The sequence below is a fragment of the Enterobacter cloacae complex sp. 2022EL-00981 genome, assembly GCF_028737495.1.
Classification (GTDB): domain Bacteria; phylum Pseudomonadota; class Gammaproteobacteria; order Enterobacterales; family Enterobacteriaceae; genus Enterobacter; species Enterobacter cloacae.
The window spans coordinates 61,423-74,316 of sequence record NZ_JAQZRK010000016.1; the positions used below are offsets into that span (position 1 = coordinate 61,423).

A 12,894-nucleotide genomic window follows, 5' to 3' on the forward strand; every position below is an offset into this window, starting at 1 on the left:
CACCTCGCTTACATCGGCGATAAATTAAGGAAGAAGCGCTGCAGCCAGCCCATATTTTGCGCTTCGTTGATATAGCCGTTACCGACGTACTCAATGCGCGCATCCGCCACCTGGGTGGACGGAACGGTGTTGGTGCCGCTGATGGTGCGAGGGTTAACCACACCGGAGAAGCGAATGAATTCAGTGCCCTGGTTAATGGCGATCTGTTTTTCACCCACCACATGTAAATTGCCGTTAACCAGCACCTGGTCAACCGTTACCGTCAGCGTGCCGCTGAAGGTATTGCTGGCGTTCGCGCCACCTTTACCGTTAAAGGTATTGCCGCCAGACGCCTCAACATCCGCACGTGCATTGCCGAAGAGTCCCTGCAGATAGCGCGGTACGGTATCGAAGCCAAAATTGGTTTTGCCATCGCGGCTGGCATTCGCCGACGAGCTCTTGCTCGCGCTGACGTTCTCCTGCAGCACAATGGTCAGGGTATCGCCGACGTTACGCGGGCGACGGTCTTCAAACAGCGGCTGATAACCATAGTTGATCGGCTGCGCGGTCTGGAAAATGGAGCCGTTCACCACTGGCGCAGGGCCAGGAACGGGTTGGGCGGTCGTCGCACCCTGGACCAATGGTTTAGACGGGATCCAGGCACATCCGCTAAGGGTGACGGCCAGAACAGTCAGAATCGGATAACGAAACGCCGCGTTTTTTTGCATTGCCTTCATCTTCGAAAACAGGGAGCCGGTGCGGCGTTCACCGCACCGGGCTGCACCTTAGAGTTGCGTCAGTTTCTGCAGCATCTGGTCGGTCGTCGACACTGCTTTACTGTTAATTTCATACGCGCGCTGGACCTGGATCATATTCACCAGCTCTTCCGCCACGTTCACGTTCGAGGTTTCCACATACCCCTGATACAGCAGCCCTGCCCCGTTCAGGCCCTGGGTGCTCTCATTCGGCGTACCGGAGGATTGCGTTTCGGTGTAGAGGTTCTCGCCAATGCTTTCCAGACCGGTATCGTTCATGAAGGTGGTCAGGTTGAGCTGCCCCACCTGAACAGGCGCGGCCTGTCCCTGCTGGGTGACGCTCACCACGCCGTCACGCCCGATGGTGATGCTCAGGGCATTCGCCGGGATCGTGATAGCAGGCTGAACCTGGAAACCACCGGCCGTGACCAGCTGGCCGTTCTGATCGACCTGGAACGAGCCGTCACGGGTATAGGCAGAGGTCCCGTCAGGCAACTGCACCTGGAAGAAACCCTGGCCTTTAATGGCGACGTCTTTGCTGTTGTTGGTCTGAGACAGGTTGCCCTGGCTGTGCAGACGCTCGGTGGCGACCGGACGAACACCGGTACCGATCTGCAAACCTGACGGCAGCGTGGTTTGCTCAGAGGACTGTGCACCCGGCTGACGAATGGTTTGGTAAAGCAAATCTTCGAAAACGGCACGCTGACGCTTGAAACCATTGGTGCTGACGTTTGCCAGGTTGTTGGCAATCACATCCATATTGGTTTGCTGCGCGTCCAGGCCAGTTTTCGCGATCCATAAAGAACTGATCATAGGGAGTCCTGTTAACTCATAGCCAGAAGTTGGTTAGCTTTGCCCGCGTTTTCATCAACGCTGCTGATAATCTTCATCTGCATTTCAAAACGACGGGCGCTGGCGATCATGTCGGTCATGGCTTCGACCGGCTTGACGTTGCTGCCTTCCAGAACACCGGACATCACGCGAATGGTCGGGTCGGCCTGAAGCGTGGCGCCACGGGTGGCCTGAGCCGCCTGGGTCAGACGGAACATACCATCATCACCACGCTGCACCTCTTTGCCATCCGCTTTGACCAGCTTCAGACGCCCGACGGGCGCAACGGTATTGGCCGGGTCGCCCGGGTTCAATGCAGAGATGGTACCGTCTGCGGCGATGGTCAGCTCTGAGCCTTCCGGCACCGTCAACGGACCCGCTTCACCCATTACCGGGTGCCCCTGAATCGTCAACTGGCCTGTGGCACTGACCTGGATATTACCGTTGCGGGTATAGCCTTCGCCGCCGTCTGCCGTTTGCACGGCCAGCCAGCCGTCCTGCTGCAGAGCAACATCCAGCGGACGGGCGGTGTAATCCATCTGCCCTGGCGTCATGTCTGCACCCGGCGTGGAGGCGGTCACCAGCGTACGCGTCGGCAGGGACAACCCTTCTACCGGCACCGCACGCAGCGCATTGAGCTGTGCGCGGAACCCCGGCGTAGAGGCGTTCGCCAGGTTGCTGGCGGTAACGGCCTGCTGATTGAGCGTCTGACTTGCCGCGCCCATCGCGGTATATATTGCGTGATCCATTGCGCTTTCCTGTTAGCCGCTTAACGCAGGTTAACCAGCGTGTTGAGGATCTGATCCTGGGTCTTGATGGTCTGCGCGTTCGACTGATAGTTACGTTGCGCGACAATCATGTTCACCAGCTCTTTACTCAGGTCGACGTTAGAGGCTTCCAGCGCACCGTTGGTCAGCGTACCGAAGTTACCGGAACCCGCGGTACCCAGCAGCGCGACGCCGGAGGACTGCGTGGCAGACCAGACGTTATCACCTTCAGACTTCAGACCTTCGTTGTTGGCGAAGTTTGCCAGCACGATCTGGCCCAGAACCTGGGTCTGTTCGTTGGAGTAGTTACCGACCACGGTGCCGTCGTCGTTGATCTGGTAGCTCACCAGGTCGCCCGGTTTAAAACCATTCTGGCTGGTTCCAACGATGTTGTTCGCACCGGTGTTCTGCTGCATGGAGTTCGCAAAACTCATGGCGAAAGTCGCAGGTGTGGCACCAGGAATGGTCGCGGTAGTCAGGTTGATGTTGCCACCGCCGATCAGCGTACCGTTGTTGTTGAAGGTCAGCGTCGTGGCGAGAGAGGCCGTGCTGCCTGCCACGCTACCGTCCTGGGCATACACTTTCCAGGAGTTAGCCGGGGTCGCATCTTTAACGTAAAACAGGTTCATGTTGTGCGCATTACCCTGGCTGTCAAAGACGGTTACCGTACCTTTTTTGTTGTAAGTATCCGGGTTGGCCGGATCAAAGGCGGTGGTCGGTGCGGTATCGGTGGAGTTGAGGTTAATCTGCTGGGAAGCCGTGGTGGTGGCCTTCGCGGCCATCAGCGTGGTCGGGATATTAATAGGCTGTGGGTTCGCACCGGTCTGAACCGTTGATGGCGTCCCGGCAACCGGATAACCGGTTAATTGCATCCCCTGCATGTTCACCAGGTTACGGTTTTCGTCCAGCTTGAACTGGCCGTTACGGCTGTAGAACACCGAGCCGTTAGCATCGACCATACGGAAGAAACCGTTCTGGCTGATGGCAACGTCCAGGCCACGACCGGTATTGGTGGTGGTGCCGTCGGTAAAGTCCTGGGTAATGCCTGCAACTTTTACGCCCAGACCCACTTTGGAACCGGCAAACATATCTGCAAATGAAGCAGAACCGGATTTAAAACCATAGGTCGCGGAGTTGGCGATGTTGTTGCCAATGACGTCCAGGTTGGTGGCCGCAGCATTCAGGCCGCTGACCGCTTGAGAAAAGGCCATGACTTACTCCTGATAAGTGTTAAGGCTTAGATAATCTGCCGAACTTCGTCGAGTGTGGTGGTACCAGAAGTACCCAAATCCAGTTTGTTGCCATCGCTACCTTTAATGACGCCCTGGACCAGCGCAAACTGCAGCGGCTGAGCCACCAGCTGGGTAGAGCCATTGCTGGCACTGATTGCCACTTTGTAAGAACCGTTTGGCGCTTTGGTGCCGTCGGCCAGGCTGCCATCCCAGGTAAAGGTATGAACGCCCGCCTTCAGTTCGCCGATATCAATCGTGCGAACCACGGCGCCGGTAGCGTCGGTGATCGTCGCGGTGACTTTGTCGGCCGCCTGCTGCAGCTCAACGCCGAACGGCGTGGTGGTGGTGGTCGTGTTGCCTTCGGTGGTGCTGGTGCCCGCCAGGATCGTGGTGCCCGGGATCATCACCCCGTGACCAATCAGGCTCGCAGCCTGCAGGGACTGGCTGTTATCAATTTGCCCGGAAACAGAGCCGAGGGTGGTATTGAGTTTCTCAATGCCGCTGACGGTACTGATCTGCGCAAGCTGCGTGGTCAGTTCGTTGTTCTGCATGGGGTTGGTGGGATCCTGGTTCTTCAGCTGTGCCACCAGCAGCGTCAGAAAGCTGCTTTGCAGATCGGAGGCGTTACTTCCCGTCAGGGAGCTGGAACCCGTCGAACTTTTGGCGCCACTGACGCCCGAGTTCGTTGGATCATTCACATTAACGGCGATGGACATGCATGTCTCCTTTACTGGCCGAGAGTGAGGGTTTTGAGCATCATGCTCTTCACGGTATTAAGCACTTCGACGTTTGCCTGGTAGCTACGTGAGGCGGACATGGAGTTCACCATCTCCCCCACCACATCCACGTTTGGCATTTTCACGTAACCGTTCGCATCCGCCAGCGGGTTGCCGGGCTCATACACCAGCTTGTCCGGTGCCTGGCTTTCCACCACGTCAGAGACTTTCACCCCGCCCGTCGCCGCGCCTGGTGCAGCATCCACCTGGAACACCACCTGCTTTGCACGATAAGGCTGTCCATCAGGTCCGGTCACGCTGTCGGCGTTCGCCAGGTTACTGGCAGCCACGTTCAGGCGCTTGGACTGCGCGGTTAACGCCGAGCCGGCGATATCGAAAATATTCAGCAAGGCCATTTATCCGTTGCCCCCCTGCAGGACGTTCATCATGCCTTTGATCTGTCCGCCGAGTACGGTCAGGCCCATCTGGTATTTCAGGCTGTTATCGGCAAACTGCGTACGCTCCCGGTCCATATCCACGGTGTTACCGTCGAGTGAAGGCTGGTCGGGAATGCGATAAAGTAAATCGGTCGTGGGCGCCGTCATCGCCTGAGCAGGAATATGGCGTGAGGAGGTCAGAGCGAGCGCGACACCGCTCCCTTCTGCACGTCCACGCTCCATCACTTTTTTAAGCTCACTGGAAAAATCAATATCGCGCGCCTGATACCCTGGCGTATCGGCGTTGGCAATATTGGCGGCTAAAATCTCCTGCCGCTGGGCGCGTAAATTGAGCGCTTCCTGCTGAAAACGTAACGCGGCGTCGAGTTTATCGAGCATGTCTCCTCCGCTGATGGCAAAATTTCAGTTCACAGCTTAAATCTCACCCCGTCACCCCTATCGACGGAATAAGCGCAAAATGCGTCGCTATTTATTCCGTTGATGCAAAACCACTGCAGGTAAAATCCTCTCAATTCGGGTAACGGTGGAATGTGCAATGCAAACGTTAAAACGCGGCCTGGTGGCTACGGCCCTGCTTTTCAGCCCCCTGGTACAGGCTGAAGTACAGGATCAACTGACGGCTTTCTTTGCTCAGCAACTGGCGGGCTTTAGCGATGAAGTCAACGTCACCGTGCGCACGCCACCTAATCTCTATCCCTCCTGTGAGCAGCCGTCGTTCAGCGTAACGGGCACCACAAAACTGTGGGGGAACGTGAACGTGCTGGCGCGCTGTCCGGGTGAAAAACGCTATTTACAGGTTGCGGTACAGGCGACGGGCAATTATGTTGTGGCCGCCGTTCCCATTGCTCGCGGCAGCATGTTGCACGCCAGCAGCGTGACTCTGAAACGCGGTCGTCTGGATCAGCTTCCGCCGCGCACCATGCTTGACATTAACCAGGCACAAGATGCCGTCAGCCTGCGTGATGTCGCGCCAGGCCAGCCGATACAACTCTCCATGCTGCGTCAGGCATGGCGGGTTAAAGCGGGTCAGCAGGTGATGGTGGTGGCCAACGGCGATGGTTTTCAGATAAACAGTGAAGGGAAGGCATTAAACAATGCCGCGGTGGCGCAAAATGCCCGCGTCAGGATGTCCTCAGGCCAGGTGGTTAGCGGAACCGTCGATTCTGATGGGAATATTCTGATTAACCTATAATCTTTTTAAAGAAATCGCTGCGACTGCCGATAAATAATCAACTAATGATGATATCAGGCGCCAACGCCGCGAACCCTCGATGAGGACAACACTATGAGCATTGATCGTACATCAGCCCTGAAGCCGGTAAGCGCTGTACAGCCTCGCGAAACGAATGACGCCACGCCGCAGAAAACGCGTGTGGAAAAACCGTCAACGTCCAACAGCACCAGCGTCACCCTGAGCGATGCTCAGGCAAAACTGATGCAGCCAGGCAGCAGCGATATCAATATGGAACGCGTGGAAGCGCTGAAAACGGCTATTCGTAATGGTGAGCTGAAGATGGATACCAGCAAAATTGCTGACGCCCTGATTCAGGAAGCACAGAGTTTCTTACAGAGTAACTAACCGTATGAGTCGACTGTCAGAAATACTGGATCAAATGACGGTTGTCCTGAACGACCTGAAAACAGTCATGGACGCGGAGCAACAGCACCTCTCTTCCGGTCAGATCAACGGCAGCGCGTTGCAGCGTATTACGGAAGATAAAAGTTCGCTTCTGGCGACGCTGGATTATCTGGAACAACAGCGTCGCGCTGAGCAAGATCCTAAGCGCAGTGCGAATGACGATATTGTAGAACGCTGGCAGACCATTACAGAAAAAACCCAGCATCTGCGCCATCTTAATCAGCACAACGGTTGGCTGCTGGAAGGCCAGATTGAGCGTAATCAGCAAGCGCTTGAGGTGTTAAAGCCGCATAAAGAGCCCGGGCTGTACGGTGCGGATGGTCAAACATCAACGGCACGTGTCACGGGCGGGAAAAAGATTTCGATTTGAAGCCCAGGCGACAAATCAGGCAGCGGGGAGCACCCTAAGGTGAACTCCCCTTTTGGCGTTTATGCGGTACGGCGGGCAAACTCTTTCACTTTGAAGCCCAGCACCGCGAGCGTCGCAAAGTAGGCCACAACCCCAACACCCACAACGGCCATCAGCCGCATCAGACGGTAAAGCATGGTGCCCTGCGACCATTCCGGCATGACATGCAGCATGCCAAGCAACGCCGCTGCCATAACCAGCACCGCAACGATCAGACGCACAAAGAAGCTTTTCCAGCCCGGCTGCGGCGTGAAGATATCCTGCTTACGCAACTGCCAGTACAACAGCCCGGCGTTGAGACAGGCCGCAAGACCAATAGACAAGGCCAGACCGGCGTGCTTCAGCGGGCCAATAAAGGCCAGGTTCATCAGCTGAGTCATAATCAGCGTCACAATGGCAATTTTCACCGGCGTTTTGATGTCCTGGCGCGAGTAGAACCCTGGTGCCAGCACTTTAACGACGATCAGCCCCATCAGCCCCACCGAGTAGGCAATCAGCGCCTGCTGCGTCATTGACGCGTCAAAAGCGGTGAATTTGCCGTACTGGAACAGGGAAACGGTCAGCGGCTGCGCGAGGATCCCCAGCGCCACCGCACTCGGCAGCGCCAGCAGGAAGCAGAGACGCAGCCCCCAGTCCATCAGACGGCAATATTCGTCATGGTTTCCGCTGGCAAAACTTTTCGACAGCGACGGCAGGAGAATGGTCCCCAGCGCCACCCCCAACACCCCGGAGGGAAACTCCATCAAACGGTCCGCGTAGTACATCCACGAAACGGAACCGGATTTGAGGAAAGAGGCAAAGATAGTGTTGATGATAAGCGAGATCTGGCTAACCGAAACCCCGAGAATGGCAGGCCCCATCTGCTTAATCACGCGCATCGCACCGGCGTCACGGAAATTAATTCGCGGCAGAACCAGCATGCCGATTTTCTTCAGATGCGGCAGCTGATACGCCAGTTGCAACACGCCGCCCGCCGTCACCGCCCAGGCCAGCGCCAGCACCGGCGGGTTGAAATGGGGCGCGGCGAACAGCGCAAAGCCAATCATGCTGATGTTAAGGAAGGTTGGCGCAAAGGCCGGAACGGAAAAGCGGTTCCAGGTATTGAGGATTGCCCCCACCAGCGAGGCCAGGGAGATCAGCAGGATATAAGGAAAGGTAATACGCAGCAGTTGAGTGGTCAGGGCAAATTTATCTGCCGAGTCCGCAAAGCCGGGTGCCGTCACCATAATCACCCAGGGCGCAGCCAGCATCCCGAGCACCGTGACGATCGCCAGGGCCAGCGTCAGGAGGCCTGAAACGTAAGCGACAAACACGCGCGTGGCGTCTTCACCCTGCTTGCTTTTATATTCCGCCAGGATAGGAACGAATGCCTGGGAAAATGCCCCCTCGGCAAAAATGCGACGCAATAAATTTGGCAATTTGAACGCGACGAAAAAGGCGTCCGTTGCCATCCCTGCACCAAATACTCTTGCCACAATCGCATCGCGCGCAAAACCCAGCACGCGGGAAAACATGGTCATCGAGCTGACTGCCGCCAGCGATTTTAATAAGTTCATTAATGAGAATTCCCACAACCCTACGGATTTCCAGGACGGGTAAGCGAAAGCGCCACCCATTGAAACCAACAAACGGCGCTTAGTCTACCCGGATTTAAGGGAATTACTATCGGCAGATGTTACAGAGAATTATTCGCTCATGGCCTCTCGCCAGAGCCGCTCCACAATGCGTTGTGCCATGATGGCCTGCTCACCGGACGTTTCCGGAACCGTCTGATTTTGCACACAGGCGATAAAGTGGCGGGCGCATCCGTCAAAGCCGCGCTGCTCAAGGGTGCTTTGCCAGCCAGGCGCCGGTAGCGTGACCACGCCGCTGCCTTTCTCTTCGCGCCATTCGCGCATGTCGGTAATATCATAGAGGGCACCCTCAGTGACCGCCTGCACAGACTCCCGCTGACTGCCGGCCCGGCGATGCATGCTGGTGGTGACCTGCAGATGCTCATGAGCAAAATGGTGCTCAGCGTAAACCATCTGGCCCTGATCGTTGGTCAACAGGGTGCCGCTTTTAAGCTGGGCTTGCCCGTTGGTTAGCCAGAGCGCCGTATCTACTACGTGCAGGTAATCATCCAGAAGGGTAAAGCGCAGATCGTTCGGTCCGACGCTGTCGGTACGATGCTTGTCCATTCGCAGGGACGCGAGCCCACCAGACCTGGCCTTCAACTGCTGGTAAAGCGGCGCAAAACGGCGATTGAAGCCCACCATTAGCGTCAGTTTTTTGCGTGCAGCGAGTTCAATCAGCCGTTCGGCATCCTGAATGTTTTCCGCCAGGGGTTTATCCACACAAACGTGGACCCCGGCATTCAGTAATTCGCTGACTACCTGATAATGGGTGGCGGTAGAGGTGTGCACAAAGACCGCATCGCAGTCGCGCGCCAGATCCTGAAGCGATGCCGCATACGGCATGCGCCAGGTTTCGCAGATCCGCTCGGCCTTCTCGCGGGTAGGTGACCACGCCCCTTGCAGCGTCCAGTCCGTCGCGGCCCCCAGAACAGGCAGCCAGGCCTTTTGCGCAATACCGCCCAGCCCTACCACGCCAACGCGTAATTTTTTCACCGTCAGTCTCCTAAATGTGCCAGCAATGCATCCAGGCGTTGTTTCAGCCCGGCCACCTCTTCCTCCAGCGCCTCTACGCGTGCTGCGAGGCTGTCATGCGCGGCGGGGGCAGCCGAATCTGCTAACACCGTTGACGGATCAACCTCACCGCTAAACAGGTGCATATAGCGGCTTTCACGTTTCCCCGGCTCACGCGCCAGACGTACCACGTAAGGGCCATCCTCGCGGGTGGCAAGCCCGTCCAGGGTCTGCTCAACCTCCTGCATATCGGCGAACTCATGCATGCGGGAGGCCCGGGTGCGCAGTTCACCGGGTGTTTGCGCGCCGCGCAGTAACAGCGTGGCGATCACCGCCACCTCGGCGGCACTCAACTTCAGATCGCCGAACTCAGAATTGCAAAACCGCTGCTCGTACTTGGTCACGCGGTTACCGAAACCGCTGACCGTGCGCAGGTAATGGCGTTTAACCAGTTCATCGAGAATATCCTGCACCTCATGTTCGCCGAGATTCATCACCGGCTCACGGTTGGTTTTCTGGTTACACGCCATCGTCACGGCATTGACGGAGAGCGGATACTGTTCCGGTGTGGTGACCTGTTTTTCCAGCAGGCAGCCAATCACACGCGCTTCTGTTGCGCTTAACTGATATTTCATCTCTTCTCCTTAGCGGCCTGCCGTCCAGTCCCGGGTGGTTAATGCTGTCAGTACGTGGTCGCGCCACTCTCCGTCTATCAGCAGATAATCTTTGGCGTACCCCTCTTTCTCAAACCCCAACCGCGCGAGCAAATTACCGCTGCGCTGATTGTGTGGCATGTAGTTCGCCATAATGCGATGGATATGTTGCGTGCGCTGCATATAACGGATCGCCACCGTTAGCGCCTCATACATCAGCCCCTGCCCTTGCCATTTCTGGCCGAGGGAGTAGCCGAGGTAGCAGGCGTGAAACGATCCGCGCACCACGTTGGAAAAGTTGGCAATGCCGATGATCTCTTTTTCCTCCGGATCCAGCAGCGCGAAATAGAACGCGCTTCCCTGCTTGTGGAATTCTGCAATCATGCTGAGGCGCGCCTGCCAGCCGGAAGGGTAGCAATGGCTCTCATCCCGAACGGGTTCCCAGGGTTTTAAAAACTGGCGATTCTCGGCGTAATAATCCGCCAGACGCCAGGCATCACGCTCGTGCACCAGACGAACAACCAGCCTGTCCGTTGTCAGACGCACTTTTGGCACATTACTGCGATAGCCAAACATCGATACCACTCCTTCCCGTCACTTCTGCTTACCCATTAGCTTTACTATACCTGCGCCTGTGCCGTCTGTGAAAACAGTGACATACCATTTTGACCTCTTTTCACATTTTTCGATGAGAACTCTCTATCAAAGCGCTCTTTTGATAAAAAAATATTGTCACGCGCGGGGGTGGGAAAAAACGTGGCGACACCGCAGAATGTTAGCGTGCTCACCATCCTGTTTTCCCTGGAGGGAAAATGTCCCGCCTATCACAGGCCAGGAGCCTGGGTAAATATTTCCTGCTAGTCGATAACATGCTGGTCGTGCTCGGCTTTTTTGTTGTGTTTCCCCTCATCTCGATCCGCTTTGTCGATCAAATGGGCTGGGCGGCACTGATGGTCGGTATCGCGCTCGGGTTACGCCAGTTTGTCCAGCAGGGTCTGGGCGTGTTTGGTGGTGCCATCGCCGACCGCTTTGGTGCCAAACCGATGATCGTGACGGGCATGCTGCTACGCGCGGCAGGCTTCGCCACTATGGCAATTGCCCAGGAGCCGTGGCTGCTGTGGTTTTCCTGCTTCCTCTCCGGTATCGGTGGCACCCTGTTTGACCCGCCGCGCACCGCGCTGGTGGTTAAACTCATTCGTCCGCAGCACCGGGGACGCTTCTTCTCAATTCTGATGATGCAGGACAGCGCCGGGGCGGTGATTGGCGCCCTGCTGGGAAGCTGGCTGTTGCAGTACGACTTTCGTCTGGTCTGCGCGGCGGGGGCGCTGCTCTTTATTCTGTGTGCGCTCTTTAATGCCCTGTTTCTGCCGGCATGGAAACTGTCAACGATCAAAGCCCCGGTACGCGAAGGTCTTGGCCGCGTGCTGCGAGACAAACGCTTTGTTACGTACGTGCTGACCCTGACGGGGTATTACATGCTGGCCGTTCAGGTCATGCTGATGCTGCCGATCATGGTAAACGACATTGCGGGCACCCCGGCCGCCGTAAAATGGATGTACGCCATAGAAGCCTGCCTCTCTCTGACCCTGCTCTACCCGATCGCCCGCTGGAGCGAACGGCGTTTTCGCCTGGAGCATCGCCTGATGGCCGGGCTGTTATTGATGACGCTCAGCATGATGCCCATCGGGCTGGTGAACTCGCTCCAGCAGCTGTTTACGCTGATTTGCACCTTCTATATCGGCTCCATTATTGCCGAACCGGCTCGTGAAACGCTGAGCGCCTCGCTTGCCGACGCGCGCGCTCGCGGCAGCTATATGGGGTTCAGCCGCCTGGGGCTGGCCTTTGGCGGTGCATTGGGTTACGCCGGCGGCGGCTGGCTGTTCGATGCCGGAAAAGCCCTAAGCCAGCCGGAACTGCCGTGGGTCATGCTCGGCGTGGTCGGCTTTATGACGCTCCTTGCACTGTGGTGGCAATTCAGCCAGAAGCGCAGCGCGAGCGGCATGCTCGAACCAGGGGCATAATATTCCCTGCGGCGGGGCCTTTCCCGCCGCCATTATCAGTTTTTTCTGCTGGTTTCCGCTATTTCACCCTGACATACTGGCGTAACAGGACAGTAGCGCCGATTTTTCGTTGAGGAACACTATGAAAAAAATTGTCATTGCCGCCGCATTCATTGTCAGCGGCCTGCTGGTAGGTTGTAACCAGCTTACGCAATACACCGTCAGTGAGCAGGAAATTAATCAGGCGCTGGAAAAACATAATAACTTTTCAAAAGACATTGGTGTGCCGGGGCTTGCCGATGCGCATATCGTCCTCAGCAACCTCACCAGCCAGATTGGGCGCGAAGAGCCGAATAAAGTCACTCTCGCCGGGGATGCCAATCTCGATATGACCTCTCTCTTCGGTAACCAGAAAGCCAACATTAAGCTGAAGCTCAAGGCGCTGCCGGTCTTTAACAAAGATAAAGGGGCCATCTTCCTGCAGGAGATGGAAGTGGTAGACGCGGACGTCACGCCGGACAAGATGAAACCGGTGATGCAGACTCTGATGCCTTACCTGAACCAGTCCCTGCGCAACTACTTTAACCAGCAGCCGGCCTATGTCTTAAGTGAAGACAAGAGCAAGGGTGAGGCACTGGCGAAAAAATATGCCAAAGGCATCGAGGTGAAACCGGGAGAGATCGTTATTCCATTCACCGATTAACCTGAAGGGGCGCAAAAGCGCCCTTTTTTTTACGGAAAAGTGTGCAAACGAAAACGTTTCCGCTTATGATTTGTGTCCGGCAAAAACAGCCATCCTAATGACTGATTCCTGACAAGCCGGAGCTT

16 protein-coding genes are annotated in these 12,894 nt (G+C 56.5%); 5 read left to right on the top strand and 11 right to left on the bottom strand.

What is annotated here, in order from left to right; translation table 11 throughout:
* Positions 1 to 8 precede the first annotated feature (8 nt).
* From flgH to flgB, 7 genes are read right to left on the bottom strand one after another with little or no spacing between them, the layout of a single operon-like run.
* Positions 9 to 707 (bottom strand): flagellar basal body L-ring protein FlgH, encoded by a 699-nt coding sequence (gene flgH / locus PUZ33_RS14850; protein ID WP_003857987.1) that lies wholly within the window; start codon positions 705 to 707, stop codon positions 9 to 11.
* Between the two features lie 57 nt (positions 708 to 764).
* The gene (gene flgG, locus PUZ33_RS14855; RefSeq protein ID WP_274205343.1) at positions 765 to 1,547 is read right to left on the bottom strand and encodes a flagellar basal-body rod protein FlgG; all 783 of its coding nucleotides are present in this window, start codon (positions 1,545 to 1,547) and stop codon (positions 765 to 767) included.
* An 11-nt stretch (positions 1,548 to 1,558) separates the two neighbouring features.
* Entirely contained in the window at positions 1,559 to 2,314 is a 756-nt protein-coding gene (locus PUZ33_RS14860; protein ID WP_013097135.1) for a flagellar basal body rod protein FlgF, read from the bottom strand.
* A 20-nt stretch (positions 2,315 to 2,334) separates the two neighbouring features.
* On the bottom strand, positions 2,335 to 3,543 hold the full coding sequence (flgE, locus tag PUZ33_RS14865) for a flagellar hook protein FlgE (protein WP_013097136.1): 1,209 nt from the start codon (positions 3,541 to 3,543) through the stop codon (positions 2,335 to 2,337).
* A gap of 26 nt (positions 3,544 to 3,569) precedes the next feature.
* On the bottom strand, positions 3,570 to 4,280 hold the full coding sequence (gene flgD / locus PUZ33_RS14870) for a flagellar hook assembly protein FlgD (protein ID WP_013097137.1): 711 nt from the start codon (positions 4,278 to 4,280) through the stop codon (positions 3,570 to 3,572).
* 11 nt (positions 4,281 to 4,291) lie between these two features.
* Complete coding sequence (flgC, locus tag PUZ33_RS14875; RefSeq protein WP_013097138.1) at positions 4,292 to 4,696, bottom strand: flagellar basal body rod protein FlgC; 405 nt, start codon at positions 4,694 to 4,696, stop codon at positions 4,292 to 4,294.
* On the bottom strand, positions 4,697 to 5,116 hold the full coding sequence (gene flgB, locus PUZ33_RS14880; protein WP_013097139.1) for a flagellar basal body rod protein FlgB: 420 nt from the start codon (positions 5,114 to 5,116) through the stop codon (positions 4,697 to 4,699).
* Between the two features lie 157 nt (positions 5,117 to 5,273).
* Between flgB and flgA the strand changes: the two genes are divergently transcribed.
* The 3 genes from flgA to flgN all read left to right on the top strand — a co-directional run bounded on the left by flgA (position 5,274) and on the right by flgN (position 6,747).
* Positions 5,274 to 5,930, top strand: a complete 657-nt coding sequence (gene flgA, locus PUZ33_RS14885; protein ID WP_013097140.1) for a flagellar basal body P-ring formation chaperone FlgA — start codon at positions 5,274 to 5,276, stop codon at positions 5,928 to 5,930.
* 93 nt (positions 5,931 to 6,023) lie between these two features.
* Positions 6,024 to 6,317, top strand: a complete 294-nt coding sequence (gene flgM, locus PUZ33_RS14890) for a flagellar biosynthesis anti-sigma factor FlgM (protein ID WP_013097141.1) — start codon at positions 6,024 to 6,026, stop codon at positions 6,315 to 6,317.
* 4 nt (positions 6,318 to 6,321) lie between these two features.
* Positions 6,322 to 6,747, top strand: a complete 426-nt coding sequence (gene flgN, locus PUZ33_RS14895) for a flagella biosynthesis chaperone FlgN (RefSeq protein ID WP_028027944.1) — start codon at positions 6,322 to 6,324, stop codon at positions 6,745 to 6,747.
* A 59-nt stretch (positions 6,748 to 6,806) separates the two neighbouring features.
* Here the strand turns inward: flgN and murJ are convergent, their stop codons facing one another.
* The 4 genes from murJ to rimJ form a co-directional block, all read right to left on the bottom strand.
* The gene (gene murJ, locus PUZ33_RS14900) at positions 6,807 to 8,342 is read right to left on the bottom strand and encodes a murein biosynthesis integral membrane protein MurJ (protein WP_023620179.1); all 1,536 of its coding nucleotides are present in this window, start codon (positions 8,340 to 8,342) and stop codon (positions 6,807 to 6,809) included.
* Positions 8,343 to 8,471: 129 nt separating this feature from the next.
* Positions 8,472 to 9,395, bottom strand: a complete 924-nt coding sequence (locus PUZ33_RS14905) for a Gfo/Idh/MocA family protein (protein WP_058680539.1) — start codon at positions 9,393 to 9,395, stop codon at positions 8,472 to 8,474.
* A gap of 2 nt (positions 9,396 to 9,397) precedes the next feature.
* The gene (locus PUZ33_RS14910; protein WP_058680540.1) at positions 9,398 to 10,048 is read right to left on the bottom strand and encodes a YceH family protein; all 651 of its coding nucleotides are present in this window, start codon (positions 10,046 to 10,048) and stop codon (positions 9,398 to 9,400) included.
* Positions 10,049 to 10,057: 9 nt separating this feature from the next.
* Positions 10,058 to 10,642, bottom strand: a complete 585-nt coding sequence (gene rimJ, locus PUZ33_RS14915) for a ribosomal protein S5-alanine N-acetyltransferase (protein ID WP_058680541.1) — start codon at positions 10,640 to 10,642, stop codon at positions 10,058 to 10,060.
* A 236-nt stretch (positions 10,643 to 10,878) separates the two neighbouring features.
* Here rimJ and mdtH point away from each other — a divergent pair, with 236 nt between their 5' ends.
* Positions 10,879 to 12,087, top strand: a complete 1,209-nt coding sequence (mdtH, locus tag PUZ33_RS14920) for a multidrug efflux MFS transporter MdtH (protein WP_058680542.1) — start codon at positions 10,879 to 10,881, stop codon at positions 12,085 to 12,087.
* 121 nt (positions 12,088 to 12,208) lie between these two features.
* A complete protein-coding gene (locus PUZ33_RS14925) occupies positions 12,209 to 12,769 on the top strand; it encodes a lipoprotein (protein WP_058680543.1) in 561 nt (186 codons plus the stop codon).
* Positions 12,770 to 12,894: the final 125 nt, after the last annotated feature.